13 protein-coding genes are annotated in these 17,233 nt (G+C 52.1%); 6 read left to right on the forward strand and 7 right to left on the reverse strand.

The window, feature by feature from the left end; genetic code table 11:
• Positions 1-36: 36 nt before the first annotated feature.
• Positions 37-804: a gamma-glutamyl-gamma-aminobutyrate hydrolase family protein gene (locus tag H6F72_RS08460; RefSeq protein ID WP_190433667.1), complete on the reverse strand. Its 768-nt coding sequence runs from the start codon at positions 802-804 to the stop codon at positions 37-39.
• Positions 805-1,043: 239 nt separating this feature from the next.
• Entirely contained in the window at positions 1,044-1,493 is a 450-nt protein-coding gene (locus H6F72_RS08465; protein ID WP_190433669.1) for a thiol-disulfide oxidoreductase DCC family protein, read from the reverse strand.
• Between the two features lie 180 nt (positions 1,494-1,673).
• Between H6F72_RS08465 and H6F72_RS08470 the strand changes: the two genes are divergently transcribed.
• Together H6F72_RS08470 and H6F72_RS08475 are read left to right on the forward strand one after the other, a co-directional pair.
• Positions 1,674-3,332 carry a radical SAM protein gene (locus tag H6F72_RS08470; RefSeq protein ID WP_190433671.1) on the forward strand — a complete coding sequence of 553 codons (1,659 nt, stop codon included), beginning with the start codon at positions 1,674-1,676 and terminating at the stop codon, positions 3,330-3,332.
• A gap of 46 nt (positions 3,333-3,378) precedes the next feature.
• On the forward strand, positions 3,379-3,567 hold the full coding sequence (locus H6F72_RS08475; RefSeq protein ID WP_190433673.1) for a CPXCG motif-containing cysteine-rich protein: 189 nt from the start codon (positions 3,379-3,381) through the stop codon (positions 3,565-3,567).
• A gap of 3 nt (positions 3,568-3,570) precedes the next feature.
• Here H6F72_RS08475 and H6F72_RS29670 read toward each other — a convergent pair whose 3' ends face one another.
• Positions 3,571-4,623 carry a hypothetical protein gene (locus H6F72_RS29670; protein ID WP_199298969.1) on the reverse strand — a complete coding sequence of 351 codons (1,053 nt, stop codon included), beginning with the start codon at positions 4,621-4,623 and terminating at the stop codon, positions 3,571-3,573.
• A gap of 206 nt (positions 4,624-4,829) precedes the next feature.
• On the opposite strand from H6F72_RS29670, the gene H6F72_RS08485 reads away from it, so the two are divergent.
• Together H6F72_RS08485 and lepB are read left to right on the forward strand one after the other, a co-directional pair.
• Positions 4,830-7,274: a VIT domain-containing protein gene (locus H6F72_RS08485; RefSeq protein ID WP_190433674.1), complete on the forward strand. Its 2,445-nt coding sequence runs from the start codon at positions 4,830-4,832 to the stop codon at positions 7,272-7,274.
• Positions 7,275-7,308: 34 nt separating this feature from the next.
• Complete coding sequence (gene lepB, locus H6F72_RS31070) at positions 7,309-8,772, forward strand: signal peptidase I (protein WP_190433675.1); 1,464 nt, start codon at positions 7,309-7,311, stop codon at positions 8,770-8,772.
• Between the two features lie 2 nt (positions 8,773-8,774).
• On the opposite strand, the gene ligA is transcribed toward lepB, so the two are convergent.
• The gene (gene ligA / locus H6F72_RS08495; protein WP_190433676.1) at positions 8,775-10,847 is read right to left on the reverse strand and encodes an NAD-dependent DNA ligase LigA; all 2,073 of its coding nucleotides are present in this window, start codon (positions 10,845-10,847) and stop codon (positions 8,775-8,777) included.
• 208 nt (positions 10,848-11,055) lie between these two features.
• Between ligA and H6F72_RS08500 the strand changes: the two genes are divergently transcribed.
• Complete coding sequence (locus H6F72_RS08500) at positions 11,056-12,297, forward strand: glycerophosphodiester phosphodiesterase (RefSeq protein WP_190433677.1); 1,242 nt, start codon at positions 11,056-11,058, stop codon at positions 12,295-12,297.
• 185 nt (positions 12,298-12,482) lie between these two features.
• Complete coding sequence (locus H6F72_RS08505; RefSeq protein ID WP_190433678.1) at positions 12,483-12,839, forward strand: hypothetical protein; 357 nt, start codon at positions 12,483-12,485, stop codon at positions 12,837-12,839.
• Positions 12,840-12,927: 88 nt separating this feature from the next.
• Here the strand turns inward: H6F72_RS08505 and H6F72_RS08510 are convergent, their stop codons facing one another.
• The 3 genes from H6F72_RS08510 to mnmG form a co-directional block, all read right to left on the reverse strand.
• A complete protein-coding gene (locus H6F72_RS08510; RefSeq protein ID WP_190433679.1) occupies positions 12,928-13,521 on the reverse strand; it encodes a TIGR04376 family protein in 594 nt (197 codons plus the stop codon).
• Positions 13,522-13,636: 115 nt separating this feature from the next.
• Entirely contained in the window at positions 13,637-14,686 is a 1,050-nt protein-coding gene (locus H6F72_RS08515) for a hypothetical protein (RefSeq protein WP_190433680.1), read from the reverse strand.
• 511 nt (positions 14,687-15,197) lie between these two features.
• The gene (gene mnmG / locus H6F72_RS08520; RefSeq protein ID WP_190433681.1) at positions 15,198-17,111 is read right to left on the reverse strand and encodes a tRNA uridine-5-carboxymethylaminomethyl(34) synthesis enzyme MnmG; all 1,914 of its coding nucleotides are present in this window, start codon (positions 17,109-17,111) and stop codon (positions 15,198-15,200) included.
• Between the last annotated feature and the right edge of the window lie 122 nt (positions 17,112-17,233).

Genomic DNA, 17,233 nt, shown 5'->3' on the forward strand with positions numbered 1-17,233 from the left:
CTAAAGCGAAGAGTTGTCAGTTGGCACTCTTCGCTTTTAGTTTGAGGCGGGCTGAGGCAGAGCTACGACCTGTGGTTGGCTTGCCGCTTGGACAAATGCCTTAAAAATCCTTTGTTGCCCAGAATCTTCTGGGGCAAGTTCTGGATGCCACTGCACCGCGATCGCCCAAGGATGATGCTGATGTTCTAGCGCTTCAATCACACCATCTGGGGCTTGAGCGGCAACGCGCCAACCGGGAGGTGCGCTTCGGGCTGCTTGGTGGTGCCAAGATACTACATTAATTTCTGTTTCTCGATGGAGCAAAGTTGCAAGTCGCGTTCTGGGCACAAGTTGCACGGGGTGCTTGGCACAGTGAGACTGATCGGCTCGGTGAATGACGGTATTGCCAAATTCATCAGGAATGTGAGGAACCAACTGGCCACCGCTCACAACCATAAAAATTTCCAGCCCTCGGCAAATTCCCAACATTGGAATTGACGTTTTCAGAGCTAGGTTAGCAAGTCCAAGTTCAAAGGCATCTCGCTCGGCATTGACGCGATAGATGCTGGGGTGTGATGAACCCTCATACTCGGCTGGGTCAATATCGCCGCCCCCCGAAAAGAGCAGACCATCGACAAAATCGAGGATTCGAGCCTGATGCATTTCACCAGGAGTTAGGAGTACAGGCACACCTCCAGCACGTCTGACCGCATCTATGTAATTGCTGAACAGAGAGTAGTGGCCTGTTTCGTTTTTGCAAGAAGTCGTGATGCCAATAATTGGCGGCTTCGTAATTGAGTTGGGGGATGGAAGAGGGAACAACATGCTGCACAATCATCCTAAGCAAGACAACCAGGAGAGCGCAGTCTTAGAACCAGAGTGCGATCACCCGCTTTATGATCAACCACATTGGGATCATTCACTATTACTAAATTTCCCTAATTTGTTCTAGGAGTTGGCACGATCCCAAACATAATCTTAGGGTCGAAATTTAGGATACTTTAGTTGCCTGAGTTCTAACTGTGTTCAAACTGTCAGACTTGGCTTTAATCTCGCTCTAAACTTCAAGATTCTCTGTTAGCTGACGCGGCTGGAGTGGCAAAGTAGCGATCGCAGGCATTAGAGTCACAGGCAGGATAAGCAGAATGGTAAACAGCCGTGCGCTGCCCAAACAGGGTATAGCGGTTGTCGCGCACTTGTTCGTAGATGCGATCGCCGCTCCACTTTAGACCAGGGAGAGCACGATAGGCAGCCACAAATACATTGCCTAGAGGAAATAATTGACCAATTTCTTCAGCGGCATCACTTCCTTGCCAGCGGCGTTCTGGGGCTTCTGCATCAATTAAGATCATGCCTAGTTCGCAGTCCTGAGGGGTGACGTTCCAGCGCTGCAATGTTTCTGGATCTTGCATGGGAATGTACTGAAAGCGATCGCCTTGGTCTAAGCTTTCTAGAAGTTGTACCAGGGTAACGCAGAGGTTGCATTTGCCGTCATAGATTACGGTGTAGGGCATCAGTTTTTTAGAGAGTTGCCTTTCTATTGTGAATTATTCTCCTCCGTAGAGCAGAAGGCACCTGTACCTAAGAGTTCGGGGATGTCCGGAAATCCAGCCTGTCATCGCTTGCTCAAAATTGACTAGAGTGAGAGAGCTAATCCTTGTTCAATTCGCCTAGATCCGAGCGATCGCCCTTCTGTGACTAATTCGCCCTTTGCTGCCGAACGCCTCCTCTTTACTCCCGCTACACCCAACCCTGACGCGATTCCCACGATCTTTGCCTTCCCTAACGAGTACAACGTCGGCATCACCAGCTTGGGTTATCAAGTCGTTTGGGCCACCTTAGCCGCTCGCTCGGATCTGCAAGTCAGCCGCTTATTTACCGATGTTCACGAACCCCTCCCCTCCCAACCAGAGCTGCTCGGCTTTTCGGTGTCTTGGGAACTGGACTATGTAAATATTTTGAACTTGCTAGAATCCCTCGATATTCCGATTCGGGCTAGCGATCGCACCAACACTCACCCGCTCGTTTTCGGAGGCGGCCCTGTCCTGACGGCAAACCCCGAACCCTTCGCCGACTTCTTTGACGTAGTGCTGCTCGGAGATGGCGAAATTCTGCTGAATACGCTGGTCGCAGCCTACAAAGAAGTGCGAGATAGCGATCGCCCAACTCAACTACGGCACTTGGCCCAAGTTCCAGGGATCTACATTCCTAGCTTGTACGAAGTCACCTACCACAGCCCAGACGGAGCGATCGCCACGATTCAACCCGTTGACTCCACCATTCCTGCTCAGGTCGAAAAGCAAACCTATCGGGGCAATACTCTCTCCGCCTCTACCGTTGTCACCGGAAAAGCTGCTTGGGAAAATATTTATATGGTGGAAGTGGTGCGGAGCTGTCCAGAGATGTGCCGCTTCTGCCTCGCCAGTTACCTGACTTTGCCCTTCCGCACCGCCGATGTGGAAGCGTCATTGATTCCTGCGATCGAACAGGGTCTGACCGTGACCGATCGCCTCGGTTTATTGGGAGCTTCAGTTACCCAACATCCAGAATTTGACTCCTTGTTGGATTACATCAGCCAACCTCAACATGACCAAGTACGGCTGAGCATTGCTTCGGTACGGACCAACACTGTCACCGAGAAACTAGCGCGAACCCTCACTCAGCACGACACCCGCTCCATCACGATTGCGGTGGAAAGCGGCTCAGAGCGATTGCGGCAAATCATCAATAAAAAGCTGCACAACGACGAAATTAACCAGGCAGCGGTGAATGCCAAAGCAGGGGGCTTAAGCAACCTAAAGCTCTACGGTATGGTGGGTGTGCCTGGCGAAGAAACAGATGACCTAGAGCAAACCGTGACGATGCTGCGCGGCCTCAAGAAAGCGGCTCCGGGTGTGCGCCTCACCTTTGGCTGTAGTACCTTTGTGCCCAAGTCCCATACTCCGTTCCAATGGTTTGGCGTGAATCGCCAAGCAGAGAAACGACTGCAATTTCTGCAAAAACACCTGCGATCGCAAGGAATTGACTTCCGACCGGAAAGCTACAACTGGTCGGTGATTCAAGCCTTGATTTCTAGGGGCGATCGCCGTCTCTCTCGCTTATTGGAACTAACTCGTCATTACGGAGACTCCTTGGGCAGCTATCGCCGCGCCTTCAAAGAACTGCGAGGACAGTTACCCGACCTGGAATTTTATGTCCATGCTGATTGGACTCCAGATCTCGTATTGCCTTGGCAGCACTTAAAGGGACCATTACCCCAAAACACGCTGCTGAAGCATTTGGCAACGGCTACCAGTCTATTTAACTGGGAGCACCAAGCCTCACTAGAGCAACAGTTAAGCGTTCCCGCCTAAGACCCTCCTATAGGTAAAATGAGGGTTTTGCGCTGCACCTGAACTCATGCAAAACACAGCTGAATACTTCTGTGCCTTCTGTGGTGAACCTAACTTAACCTTTGTGGACTTCAGCGCTGGAGGACAGCAATCCTACATCGAAGATTGCCAAGTTTGCTGCCGCCCCAATGTGCTTTATGTCCGCATTGATGAAGACACGCTGGATATTGAAATCGACAGCGACTATGAAGGTTAAGCGTTAACGTCGCTCGGCATCAACTCGCTGCGCCACCCCGACAGGCTGGAAACGCTTGGCAAAGTTGATGAATTTGGGGATTTTATCTCCCGTGATATTCAGCACAGGTAAATTGTGAGTTTCCTGCGCAGCATTATTGCCATAGCCAAAACGAATTACGGTACGCTCTTTGCGACCCTGCCCATAGGCATTGACCACATCGCGCACCAAATTGCAGCCCATGACGAAGCGGCCCATGTTGATGTCGCCATTGCCTGCAAAGTAGTTCCACTCCACACTCTGCCAATCGTTAGTGGAGCAGTAGAGATTGGCGACTTCAAACATTTTGGCTAAATGCACATCGTAGCGACGTAAAGAGCCACCATAGGCCGAGCGAGCAGTGTCGCGATCGGGCACGATGAAAATGCCACGAGCTTGCCCTCCTTGGCTGGCTGGCAGGAAACGAATGCTAGCGACGGGAACGGTTGTGTCTGTTGGCGTAGTGGCTGGGGCAATCGAGACAGGCTCGCTCTCACCGCCGATCGCTGACCCAAACCCAGAACTGGGAGCAGGCCGAAATTGCTGAACGGTATCTTGGAAGCGGGCTAAGCGATCGCCTCGCAAGTTCAAGGTGGGGATGTACTCTACTGTCTTAGTTCCCGTAGCCCGATAAGTCATAGTCGTGGGTTCGGAGTTGGTCAGACCATAGGTATCCACCACTTCCTGAGCCAGTTCGCAATTGATCGAGAATTGATCCAAGTTCAGATCGCCATTGTCCCCAACATATTGCCATCGCACTTGTTGAATATGAGGGCGCAACTGGTCGCAGTGGGCAAACGTGACCTCAAACATTTTGGCCATGTGCAGGTTGTAGCGGCTTAGAGCACCACTGGAACCGTTATACAGATTGCGATCAGGCACGATCAGGGTTAACTGCTCCTGACCATTTCTCTGCATGGGTTCAATTTGGATCGCGGTAATGTTCGCGCTGGGACGGGACCAGGCTGGCTGAGTTATTGAGAGCAGACCGAGCGCAGCACAGATAGAGGCACTGATTGTGAGAGATGGTTTAAACATAGGAAGCTTGCCACAGCAAAGCAATAAACAAAGCAACTAAAGCCTGATTGGTAAGTAGCTACAGTCGCGATCGCTATAATTTCCGATCTTGCCATGACCGATGTTACAAAAATTGCAACGGTCGAGATCGGTAGCTTTCAGCATGTCATGGTAAGAGTCAACCGCGTTCGGTCTAGCGATTCTTTTCTACTGCTAAGAGTTTAAGTATGAAATTTGCCTATGCTCTGCCTGCTGCTACATTGCTCCTGGTTGGCACGATAGGAGCGATCGCCCACTTTTCTATTGCTCCATCGGCGAGGTCAGTGCCTCTGCGCCCTACAATCGTGAATCCAACTTCAATGGATAACGCTGCTGAGCCGACACCTACTCCTGCACCCGGTGGTTTATTTGGGCAAAAGGATGGGCAGCAGCAAGCCTTTGTGCTCAAACATACGGAGGTGAAGGCGAGGGTAGCGGGCAATATCTCTCGCGTTGAGGTAACTCAAACCTTTGAGAATCCCTTTAAAGATCCCCTAGAAGCCATCTATGTTTTTCCCCTGCCCGATGAGGCGGCAGTAGATGACATGGAAATCAAAATTGGCGATCGCGTCATCAAAGGAGATATTAAAAAGCGAGAAGAAGCGCAGAAAATCTATGAGCAGGCAAGACAGCAAGGCCGCACCGCAGGGCTATTAGAGCAAGAGCGGGATAATATTTTTACGCAGTCCTTGGCGAATATTCGTCCCGGTGAACGAATTGAAGTCACGATTCGCTACAGCGATAGCCTCAAGTTTGAAGGAGGCGATTACGAATTCGTCTTTCCGATGGTGGTGGGACCGCGCTATATCCCTGGCAACGCGATCGGCAATAGCGGCGATACCGATGTGGTGCCCGATGCTTCTCGGATCACGCCTCCGGTGCTCAAACCGGGTACCCGTTCTGGTCATGATATTGGAGTCACAGTTGAGATTGATGCAGGTGTGTCTGTGCAAGAGGTGCGATCGCCTTCTCACAAACTGAGAGTGGAGCCAGCAGGTAATACAACCAAAGTGCAATTGGTGGCAGAAGACACGATTCCTAACAAAGATCTGATTTTGCGTTATCGGGTAGCGGGCAAAGAGACGCAAGCCACGCTGTTGACGCAAGCCGACGCCCAAGGGGGGCACTTTGCGGTCTATCTCATCCCCGCTGTGCAGTACCGCAGCAATGAGATTGTGCCGAAAGATGTGGTGTTCTTGATGGATACCTCTGGCTCTCAAGAAGGCGATCCGTTGGCGAAGTCGCAAGAACTGATGCGCCGCTTCATCAATGGGCTGAATCCCAACGACACCTTCTCGATTATTGATTTTTCCAATACAACCACCCAGCTCTCTCCCGCACCACTGCCAAACACACCCGCTAATCGCGCTAAGGCGATCGCTTATGTGGACCAACTCAAGGCCAACGGCGGCAGCGAATTGTTGAATGGCATCCAAGCGGTGATGAATTTCCCAGCGGCAGAATCCGGGCGGTTACGCAGCGTCGTGTTGCTCACCGATGGCTACATTGGCAACGAAAATCAGGTGATTGCCGAAGTGCAGCGACAACTCAAGCTAGGGAATCGGCTCTACAGCTTTGGCGTGGGTAGCTCGGTCAATCGCTTCTTGCTCGATCGCTTGGCTGAGGTAGGGCGAGGCACATCTCAAGTGATTCGCCAAGATGAGCCAACTCAGCAAGTATCCGAGAGGTTCTTCCGCCAAATCAACAACCCCGTTCTGACCAACGTTCAAGTCACCTGGCAAGGCTCCGGTGCCGCCCCAGAAATTTATCCCTTAGCAGCTCCTGATTTGTTTGCCAGTCAACCACTGGTGCTGTTTGGACGTAAAAGCGATCGCGCCAGTGGCACTCTGAAAATCACCGGAGTAGCGGCGGGTGGAGAACGTTATGAGAAGACGCTCCAGGTTAACTTTGACCAAGGAGACAACAATCCCGCGATCGCTCAGCTTTGGGGCCGTGCCCGGATCAAAGACTTGATGAACCAAATGTTTGGTGGCGAAACCACGTCTGGCGTGGCCGCAGTTACTGATACAGCCTTGGCTTATCGCTTGCTCTCGCAATATACAGCGTTTGTCGCGATCAGTGATGAGGTGCGAGTCAATCCAGATGGCACTCGCCAGAGGGTACAAGTGCCAGTGGAAATGCCAGAGGGGGTTAGCTACGAAGGTGTCTTTGGGAGCGCTCAAGACGCTGCGATGGGGTCAGGTGCCGCTGTTCCTATGCCTGCGATGGCTCCATCTAGGAGTTTAGCGGGACGACCAGTGGGGAGTAACAACCGAGCAGCAACAGCGAGTCCTCCAGTAGCTAAGACCAGGGTGGCTGCTGAAGCAGAGGCGATCGCTCCTGTACCTAACAATTCTCGCTTGCAAGTCGTAAGTATCACGGGTTTAGATCCAGCCCAAATGCCTGCTCTCTCCCAATATCTACAAAGCCTCAATCTGCCCACTGGGTTTAACGGCGATGTGGTGCTAGAGTTCTCGGTGCAGAATGGTCGAGTCGGTCGCATTTTGTTGGATGACAAGACTTCTACCCTAAAAGAGGCGGCTGTGGTTGATGTGATCAAGCGATCGCTCCAGGGCTGGCAGCCATCGCAAGGTGTGACGGGTAAGGTGCGGGTGACGTTACGGTTGCGTTAGGGTGGATTTAGTTGAGCATTTGTAGCCATCTGCCGTGACTGAGAATCTGCTGGAACTAGCTAAACAAGGGAATCCTGATGCGATCGCTACGTTGATGAATCGGGCTCTGAAGCCGCAGGGGATAACGGCGGCGGTGGAGTTGGTGGGCGATCGCTTGCAGGTGGAGCTGGTGGCGGAGCGGTTACCTAATCAGTCAGTAGCAATAAACTATGTGCGTCGAGGCTTGCTGGCTTTGGGTGTGACAGGGATTCAGCAGGTGCAGGTTTCGGGGAAGCAAGTTGATCAGGTCGCACTGGGTTGGATGGAGGAGTTTGCGATCGCGGAGCAAGCTTCTGTGTCTGATACAAGGACAACAACCGCTATTCCTGCGGCTGCATCTATTGCCAGTTCGCATTCTTTGACTCAGGCTGGTTCTGATCAGAAGCAAAAGTCTGCGGGGACAGGAGAGGTAGGGGCGATCGCGAGTAAAGATGCTTGGTTCGCGGCGAATTTATCTTTGTTGTTTCCTGGTTTGGGCCAAATCTATGTAGGTCAAATAGTTAGGGGATTACTATTCGCGGGGATGGCGATCGCCCTAATTTGGTTGGCTTTTTGGTCAATTTTCAGCCCTGCGGGCAATACGTTAATTGGCTTGAGTTGCATTCTGCCAGTTGTCTTTATCTACATTGTGGATTTGTTTGAAGCGTACCGTGGGGTAACGGGGGGTAGCATTCTAGAACTTCACAAGGAGGATGCGAGCCAAAAAGAGAGTTGGTTGGCTGTTTTTTTGTCGCAACTTTTGCCTGGACTGGGGCAGGTTTACCTTCAGCAAAACCTTCTTGGTACGGTCTTGATAGTAGCCATGATTGTTGCTGCCAGTGGTTTGGTAGGCCTCAAGATTCATGTTTGGCTACCTGCAATGATTACGGGTTTTGCTTGTTATCACGCCTACGCTCACGCACCGAAAAAACCAGCAATCCGAGCACAACAGATTATTGTTTTAGTGATTGCTAGTATTGTTGCAATTCGCTTATTAATGGGAGCAGTTCCGGCATCTCTCCAGCAACGAATTGAGAGGTTTGTAATTCCTAGCAGTTCAATGGAGCCAACGCTACAAGTTAAGGACCGAATCTTTGTTTTAAAGTCTTTAAGATATGTGCCCAAAGATGGTGATCTGGTTGTTTTTCGCCCACTGCAAAGAAGTTCCACAGACAGGCCAATGAAAGATAAGTTTTTTGTCAAACGAGTGATTGGTACGCCGGGGGAAACAATTCAAGTCAAAGATGGTAAGGTCTATCGCAATGACCAGCCTTTACAGGAGAGCTATATTTCTGAGCCTCCTGCTTACGAATGGGGACCAGAGGTAGTGCCTAACGATGCCTACCTAGTCTTAGGAGATAATCGTAACGATAGTTTTGATTCTCATGTTTGGGGATTTCTTCCGGACAGAAATATTGTGGGTAGAGCGTACAAAATCTACTGGCCACCCGCTAGAATTCGACCTCTAAACCAGCAGTAAGTCTATTGCTCACTGGTTGATGCAATTAGTCCTAATAATTCAGATTCAGTGAGTTGAGGAATACCTAGAGATTGAGCTTTTTCTAGCTTTGACCCAGCGTTTTCTCCAGCAACCAAATAGTCAGTTTTTGCACTCACGGAATCGGTGACTTTACCTCCGGCTTGCTGAATCATAGCTTTAGCTTCATCGCGCTTGAGTGTGGGTAGGGTACCTGTGATCACGAATGTTTTGCCTGCTAAAGCTTGATTTCCGCTAGTGGGTTGAGCAGTACCTTCCTCGGCAAACTGGAGTCCGGCGGCACGTAAGCGCTCAATTAGGGTTTGGTTGGCGGGAATGCGGAACCACTGATGTACGGCTTGGGCGATTTCGGAGCCGATGCCATAGACGCTCGCGATCGCACTCACCTCAGCACTCGCTAACTGTTCGACGCTGGGAAACTGAGCGGTGAGGGTTTGAGCATTGACGCTACCGACATGACGGATGCCCAAGCCGTAGAGGACACGGAACCAAGGTTGGGCTTTGGAATGGGCGATCGCGTTGACGAGTTTCTGAGCGGATTTCTGCCCCATGCGCTCTAGCGTCATCAGCCGCTCTGTGGTGAGGTCGTAGAGATCGGCGACGGAATGCACCAAGCCATGTTCGACAAACTGCTGTACTAGTTTCTCGCCCAAGCCGTTGATATCCAAAGCATCGCGGCTGGCCCAGTGAATCAAGGCTCCACGCAGAATCGCGGGGCAAGAGGCATTAATGCAGCGGGTGACAGCTTCAGTTTCAGGCTTAACCACGGGTTGACCACACTCTGGGCAGTGAGTCGGCATGGTGAAGGAGCGGGCATCGGCGGGGCGCAGTTCCTTCAGCACTCGCACCACTTCGGGGATGATCTCGCCTGCCTTGCGGACAATTACGGTGTCGCCAATGTGGATGTCGAGTTCGGCAATGCGATCGCGGTTGTGGAGTGTGGCACGAGAAACGGTGGTACCTGCCAGTTGCACAGGCTTGAGTTCGGCAACGGGGGTGATGGCTCCGGTGCGACCGACGTTGACGCTAATATTTTCCAGCAGTGTGGGAGCTTCCTCGGCAGGATACTTGAGTGCGATCGCCCAACGGGGAAATTTTTGGGTAAATCCGAGCTGGGTTTGCAGGTCAAAAGAGTTGATTTTGATCACTACGCCGTCGGTCATGTAGGGCAACTCCACCCGCTCGGTAGACCAGCGATCGCAGTAAGCTTTCACGGCTTCTAGGTTGGGGCAGCGATCGCGGTTGGGGTTAACGCGGAATCCCACTTGTTGCAGCCATTCCAGAGCTTCCCATTGGCTTTGAATTTGGAAGGGATGAGCAACTTCCCCTTGAGCGGAGGCATCGGGGATGTGTAGGGTGTAGGCAAAGAAGTCTAAGCGGCGCTTGGCGACGATGCGCGAGTCGAGTTGGCGCAAAGTTCCAGCAGCGGCGTTGCGGGGGTTGGCAAATGCGGCTTCGCCTGCTTGGGCGCGTTCTTGGTTGATCTGCTCGAACACGTCCAGCGGTAAGAAGGCTTCGCCTCGCACTTCGACTGAAGGGGGTGGGTTATCGAGGTTGAGCCGTAGGGGAATGGAGCGAATGGTTTTGATGTTTTGGGTGATCTCTTCGCCAGAGATGCCATCGCCACGGGTGGCACCGCGTACTAGCAAGCCATTTTCGTAAGTCAGGGCGATCGCGTTACCGTCGATTTTCAGTTCACACACATATTCTGCGGCACCGACATCTGGCGCAACTCGCCGCCAGCGCTCTTGCCAAGTGTTCAAATCAGCATTGCCAAAGGCATTTTCTAAGCTGTAGAGCGGGACGTTGTGGCGGACGGAGGTGAATTGAGAGGCAGGTCGTTCGCCAACGCGCTGGGTGGGGCTATCGGGGGTGATCAGCTCTGGGTACTGAATTTCTAAGTCTTTGAGTTCTCGGTAGAGCTGGTCGTAAACCGCATCGGGCATGGTAGGTGCGTCGAGCACGTAATATTCATAGCCAGCCTTTTGCACTAGTTTCCGCAGTTCTAGCACTCGCGCTGCGATCGCAGGGGTTGGCTGTGCAGTTGGCTGTTCCACAGAGACGCTCCGTTGCCCATGAATCAAAACTCCAGACGCTAGTTTAACGCTCCCACTTCCGATTCTGGTTGAGGAAAAAGACTAAAAGCGATCACAGTTTAACCCACTCCTAAACTGCTATTAACTCAAAGCTAGACACAGGCTTAATCTGAACCCCGTATTTTCACTTAATGAGGCATCAATTCACCTGCTTGTGAGGAGTTATCTTATGCTGCGTCTATTCAAGTTAGGATTGCTAGCAAGTACGGTGCTAGCAGTATGGCCGATGGTTGAAGTGAAAGCTGCGACCTTAACCGGGCAACCCCCAATTGTAATTGGTCATCGAGGCGCGAGTGGTCTGCGGCCAGAGCATACCTTGGCGGCTTATGAGTTAGCGATCGCCCAAGGAGCCGATTACATTGAGCCTGACTTGGTTGCAACCAAAGATGGTGTGTTGGTGGCGCGTCACGAAAACGAGATTTCTGGCACGACCGATGTGGCTGAGCGTCCAGAATTTGCCACCCGGAAAGCCACCAAAGTGATTGATGGCGTGACCTATACTGGATGGTTCACCGAAGACTTTACCTTGGCAGAACTAAAGACGCTGCGAGCCAAGGAGCGAATTCCTGACCTGCGTCCGGGCAATACGGCTTTTGATGGGCAGTTTGAAGTTCCCACGCTGCAAGAAGTGATTGATTTAGCCCAGCGCAAGAGTACTGAACTTGGTCGCACGATTGGCATTTACCCCGAAACCAAACATCCTAGCTACTTCGACTCGATTGGTCTGTCGCTCGAAGAACCTCTGGTCGAAACCCTGAATAAGAATGGCTATATCGGCCTCAATGCTCCGGTATTTATCCAGTCGTTTGAAGTGGGCAACCTTCAGCAACTCAACCAACTCACCGATGTACCTTTAGTGCAGTTGTTTGGCGGGGCCACTGAAAAACCCTACGATTTTGTTTTAAGTGGCGACGCTCGCACCTATGGTGATCTAACTCGACCCAATGCTTTGACTGCGATCGCCTCCTACGCCAACGGCATTGGCCCTTCCAAGCGCTTGATCGTTCCTGCGGCAACCGTTGACCAAAACCAAGACGGCAAGCCAGATGACTTGAACGGAGACGGCGTCATTAGCGATGCTGATCGGTTTTTACAATCGCCGACTACGTTAGTCGATGATGCTCACACAGCTGGTCTGTTGGTACATCCCTACACGTTCCGCAACGAGAACTTCTTCCTAGCTCAAGATTACAACGGCAATCCGGAACGGGAGTACGAACAGTTCTTTGCGTTGGGTGTCGATGGTGTGTTCAGCGATTTCCCTGGAACTGCGGTGCAAGTGCGGAATCGGGTTGCTGGTGATCCAAATGGCGGTAAGGAAGTCCCCGAACCCGGTTTGACTTTAGCGCTAGGAGTTATCCCTGTCGCAGCTTTTCTTCGCCGTCGTCGCACTCAATCTGAACTGTCTTAGGTTTGCGCGATCGCCAACCCACCATCCACAGCGATCGCCACTCGTAGGGGCAGGTCTCGTGCCTGCCCTATTTAGATCAAGAGGTGCCCCTACCAACAATCAAAGATGGTACAGCTTGAAACCTTGCGATATAGTACAGCTCTGGTACAGTACTGGTACATGAGTGGAGCGCTTGGAGCTGAGCCATGAAAATCTGGGCAACTACGTTTGTCGTTTTGTTTGGCTTAGTGGAACTGTACCAATGGGTGCAGCATTTTAACTGGACAGTGACCTTACCATTGCCCGTGTTTATCCTGGGCGGGGCAGCTTTAGCGATCGCCTCTAACTATGACAAACGTGCAGGCTTGCCTTTCGCCTTGAAGTTCGAGGAATCAAAGGCGATCGCTAACCCAACTCCTACGGTGATTAATTCTGTCACATCAGGAATTCCCGTTCAGCTCAACTCAGCCCAGAAACCTTTAGAGCCTCAGTTACCCAACCTAAAATCTCAACCACCTCATCCCATTTCGTTTAGGATTCAGCGCCCTGAGTCCCAAGAGTAAAGCCCAAAGCTGGTTCTGCATTGAGTCGGGTTAAGTGTTGCTGCGATCGCTAAATTTTAGACTTCCAGCTTTTCGCAGGAAGTTGGAACTACCGGCCCATGTTGCGCTTGAGTTGATCTAGCTCTTCATCCATTTCCCAGCGCTTGAACTGAGCTTCTAAGGGGTCGGCGCTGTTGTGTAAGTAAGTGTTGCTTTGGTTCCAGCCAATCGTCTGCCAACTGGGTTCGGTTTTGGCACTCGCATTGGCATTAGCACTCGCACGAGCTGCCTCCGCTTCCACCGCCTTGGCTCTGACTTCCTGGCGACGAGCTTGAATCTTCCGCTGCAACTCTTCCGTTTGCTTCATGCGTTCCTTCAGCACTTGCATTTGGCCCCAGCGTTGATTGCCTTCTCGCAACAGAGCGGCCTCTCGCTCCTCGGCTGGCTTCACCAAGTCCCATCTCCCGGCAGTTTTGGCTTTCCCAATGCGCTCATGCCAGCGCTGGATTTCTTGAGCTGTTGCCAAAATATTATCTTGGGCTTGCTTCTCTTTCAGACGCAAATCGGCCATGAGTCGCAGCGCTTCTTCTTCCTGTTCCCGCAGTTGTTCTTCCAGAGCTTGCAACTCCAAATGAGGGTTGTTCCGCAGAAATTCCTCTAGTCGAGTTTCCAGAAAACGGCTGAAATCTTCAAATAAACCCACGGCCAGAACTCCTGCGGTCGGATAAAGCTTTGTCTGATGGTAGCAAGGGGTAACCCAAAGTCCGCTACAAGCTTAAGGAAGAACTTACGAAGCACTGGATCAATTTGAAACTAGCTTAAAACTGCTGCCCTACGTAAACCGATCGCACCTCTCCATTGCGGCGAATTACGGCTTCTTTGTTACTGACTTTCACCAAAGTCCAACCGCTAGAGCCAATGCCCTCACCCAAGTTAATTCGCTGGGTGCTGCCGCCAATTTCAAATAAAGCGGCAGAGCGATCGCCCCATTCCACAACCCCTTGCAAAGTTACTTTAGGCGCAGGCGCGGCAGGTGCAGCGGGAGCAATAGGGACAGAAGCGACAGGTGCAGGCGCGACACTGGGCATGGGGACTACGGGACGCACAACCACAGGACGCGGTACCACAGGTGCTACAGGTGCGGGGACAGGACGATTGTAGGGGCGTTGCGGTATCTTCGGTAGGGTGTAGATGCGCTCTAATGCGCTGGGAATCCGAGTCAGCGGCTGAGCTAAGTTGCCAGTCACAGGTACGCTCGGCAGAGTTCCGGCAGGTTGGGGTGCAGTGGTGGGAACTGCTGCTACTTGCTTGCCTGGGTTTTCGAGTTGAACAATGGTTTCTAGCGATCGCTGCACATACGCACCAAATTGAGCATCTGCTAGCTCTTTAGTCGTGGGGGCGGATGTAGTTATGACGGAGGAGGAGTTGCTAGTAGGGAAGAATCGTCCCAACTTACCCTGGTTACCTAACCAGATCAAGATGATGCCGACAATGGAGGCACAAGCCGCCCCCAACAAGATCTTGTCGAACGAGTGGCCGAACTGGCGATGCTTTTCGAGTGAGCTATCGGTTTCTACCAAAGCTGTATCGAGAGCGTCGCTGCGAACAGGCTGGGAGGTGAGACCTTGGCGTGGCATTAGTGCTGAAGCCAGGATCATTTGAGGAATCGCCAGAGCTTGGACCGAAGTGTTCTCAATCGGTGTAGTTTCTGTAGGTAGTGAGGTGCCGCCTTCCACGACGCGATCTACGTCCTCAAACAGCTCATCCATCAATTTGTCAGCGTAGTCCTCTACAGACCAAACAGGACTCGGCATTGAGTTTTCTAGTGAGTCTGAAGCCATCTGGCTGGTTACGACATCCTGGGACATAGACTGCTCGCTCAGTGACAGTTCAATTAATGCTGGAGGAGGTTGGAGTGATTCTGCCCAACCAATCTCTCAAAAAAGCTAATGCTAGTGCGCCCTGATATAGATATAAAGATTGCTTCCTGAAATCGTTTGCGAAGTAGCTTATTAAAGGCGATCGCGACCTCATCAGTAGAAGGTTCTACGCGGAGGCGGAAAATCATGAGTAGTTTACAGGAAGAATACAACGAATCGTGTGATCTGAAGCTGCGATCGCTGAATCTACCAAAATTTAGCAAGAGTGGTGATGATTACAGGGTTTCGGGGTTCAGATTTTAATTAGTTGTTACAAAAAACTAGGGTGGCTGTGGCTAGGTTTGACTGAATTCGAGCCTTGGGGGCACTCGCCCCCAAACCCCCGCTGAAGGACGGCTGCGTCCTCCAGACCTCCTCCAGACGAGTCTAGTTGTCGGTGTTTCGAGGCTTGGAATGCCCTAACCCCCAAATTTTTGGCTCATTCCTCATCCTTGCTCCGTCATCCCTCAGTTCCAACCAACTGCCGCGCCCGGACTTCTAAGTAAACTAGGAGGGCGTTGATGTCGGCGGGGTTGACGCCACCGATGCGGGTGGCTTGGCCTAGGGTCAGGGGTTTGATTTTGGCTAGTTTTTCGCGGGATTCTTTCGAGAGGGTTTCGATCGCGGCGTAGTCGAGGTCAGCGGGGAGTTTGCGGTGTTCTTGGCGGGCGATTTGCTCAATTTGGTGTTGTTGGCGGTGCAGGTAGCCTGCGTATTTGATGTCGATTTCCGCGCCTTCTTTTTCGACGCGCTCCAGTTCTAAGTTGCCAAGGTTGTAATGGTCGAGGTTGGTGTAGTGGAAGCCAGGGCGACGCAGTAAATCGGCTAGGGTAACGGAGCCTTTGATGGCTTGTTGAGTGTCGGTGGCGATCGCTTTGCCCACGGGGTCGTGTTCTTTGATGCGGGTTTCGTGCAGGCGCTCTTTTTCGGCGGTGATGTTGGCTTGCTTGCGGGTAAAGAGTTCCCAGCGGCGATCGTCGATGAGGCCAATTTCTCGACCGAGGGGGGTAAGGCGCTGGTCGGCGTTGTCGGAGCGCAGGAGCAATCGGTACTCGGAGCGACTGGTGAGCATGCGGTAGGGTTCGCGCAGGTCTTTGGTGCAAAGGTCGTCGATCAAAGTGCCGATGTAACTTTGCTCACGGGGCAAAATCACCATCTCCTGGTTGTAGGCATAGCGGGCGGCGTTCAGGCCTGCAACTAAACCTTGAGCCGCAGCTTCTTCATAGCCTGTGGTGCCGTTGATTTGCCCTGCACAGAACAGCCCAGCTACTTTTTTGGTCATTAAGGTGGGGTAGCACTGGGTAGCGGGTAGGTAGTCGTATTCCACGGCGTAGGCGGGCCGCAACATGGTGCAGTTTTCTAGCCCCGGAAGCGATCGCAGCATTTGCAGTTGCAAACCTTCGGGCAATCCGGTGGAGAAGCCTTGGATGTAAAGTTCTGGGATGTCTCGGCCTTCTGGCTCAATAAAAATTTGGTGGCTCTCTTTGTCGGCAAAGCGCACAATTTTGTCTTCGATGCTGGGGCAGTAGCGTGGCCCTTTGGCATCGACCCAACCGCCATAAACCGGAGATAAGTGTAAGTTTTCGCGAATCAGGCGGTGCGTCTCGGCAGTGGTACGAGTCAGGTGACAGTTCATCTGCTCCCGCTCTACCCAAGCTTCTGGGTCAAAGCTAAACCAGCGCACGTCTTCGTCGGGGGGCTGGGCTTCCATTTTGCTGTAGTCTACCGATCGCCGATCTACCCGCGCGGGGGTGCCAGTTTTGAGGCGTCCGGTTTCAAATCCGAGTCGGTTGAGGGTTTCGGTCAAGCCGACAGCAGCAAATTCTCCAGCTCGTCCTGCATCCATCGACTTGTTGCCGACCCAAATTTTGCCACCTAAAAAGGTGCCTGTGGTCAGCACAACGGCTTTGCACTGGAAGGCCACGCCAAAGTAGGTTTGCACGCCGATCACTTCATCATTTTCGCCCAAAATCAGGTCGGTCGCCATGCTCTCTCGCAGCACCAAGTTCTCCTGGTTCTCCACGATGACTTTCATGATGTTGGCGTATTCGCGCTTGTCGGTCTGCGCCCGCAAAGCCCAAACTGCTGGCCCTCTAGAGTTGTTGAGGATGCGTTTTTGCAAATAGGTGCGATCGGCCATTTTGCCAATTTCGCCACCCAGAGCATCAGCTTCATGCACAAGTTGAGATTTAGCAGGTCCGCCAACAGCTGGATTGCAGGGTTGCCAAGCAATTTTGTCGAGGTTGAGGGTGAGCAGCATCGTACGGCAACCTAACCGTGCGGAAGCGAGAGCTGCTTCACAACCAGCGTGACCCGCTCCAACCACAATCACATCAAAAGCATCTAAGAATTCTACGGGTGTTTGCAGGGTCATAGTTTGGTTCGAACGCTGGAGAATCTCAACTCACTAATTTTAGCGGTTATACTCAACCGTCAGGCTATATCCACTTAACTGTTGCCAAAGGAATTGATGCTGCACATCAACCTAAGTAAAGA

Source organism: Trichocoleus sp. FACHB-46, from assembly GCF_014695385.1.
In the GTDB taxonomy this organism is placed as follows: Bacteria; Cyanobacteriota; Cyanobacteriia; order FACHB-46; family FACHB-46; genus Trichocoleus.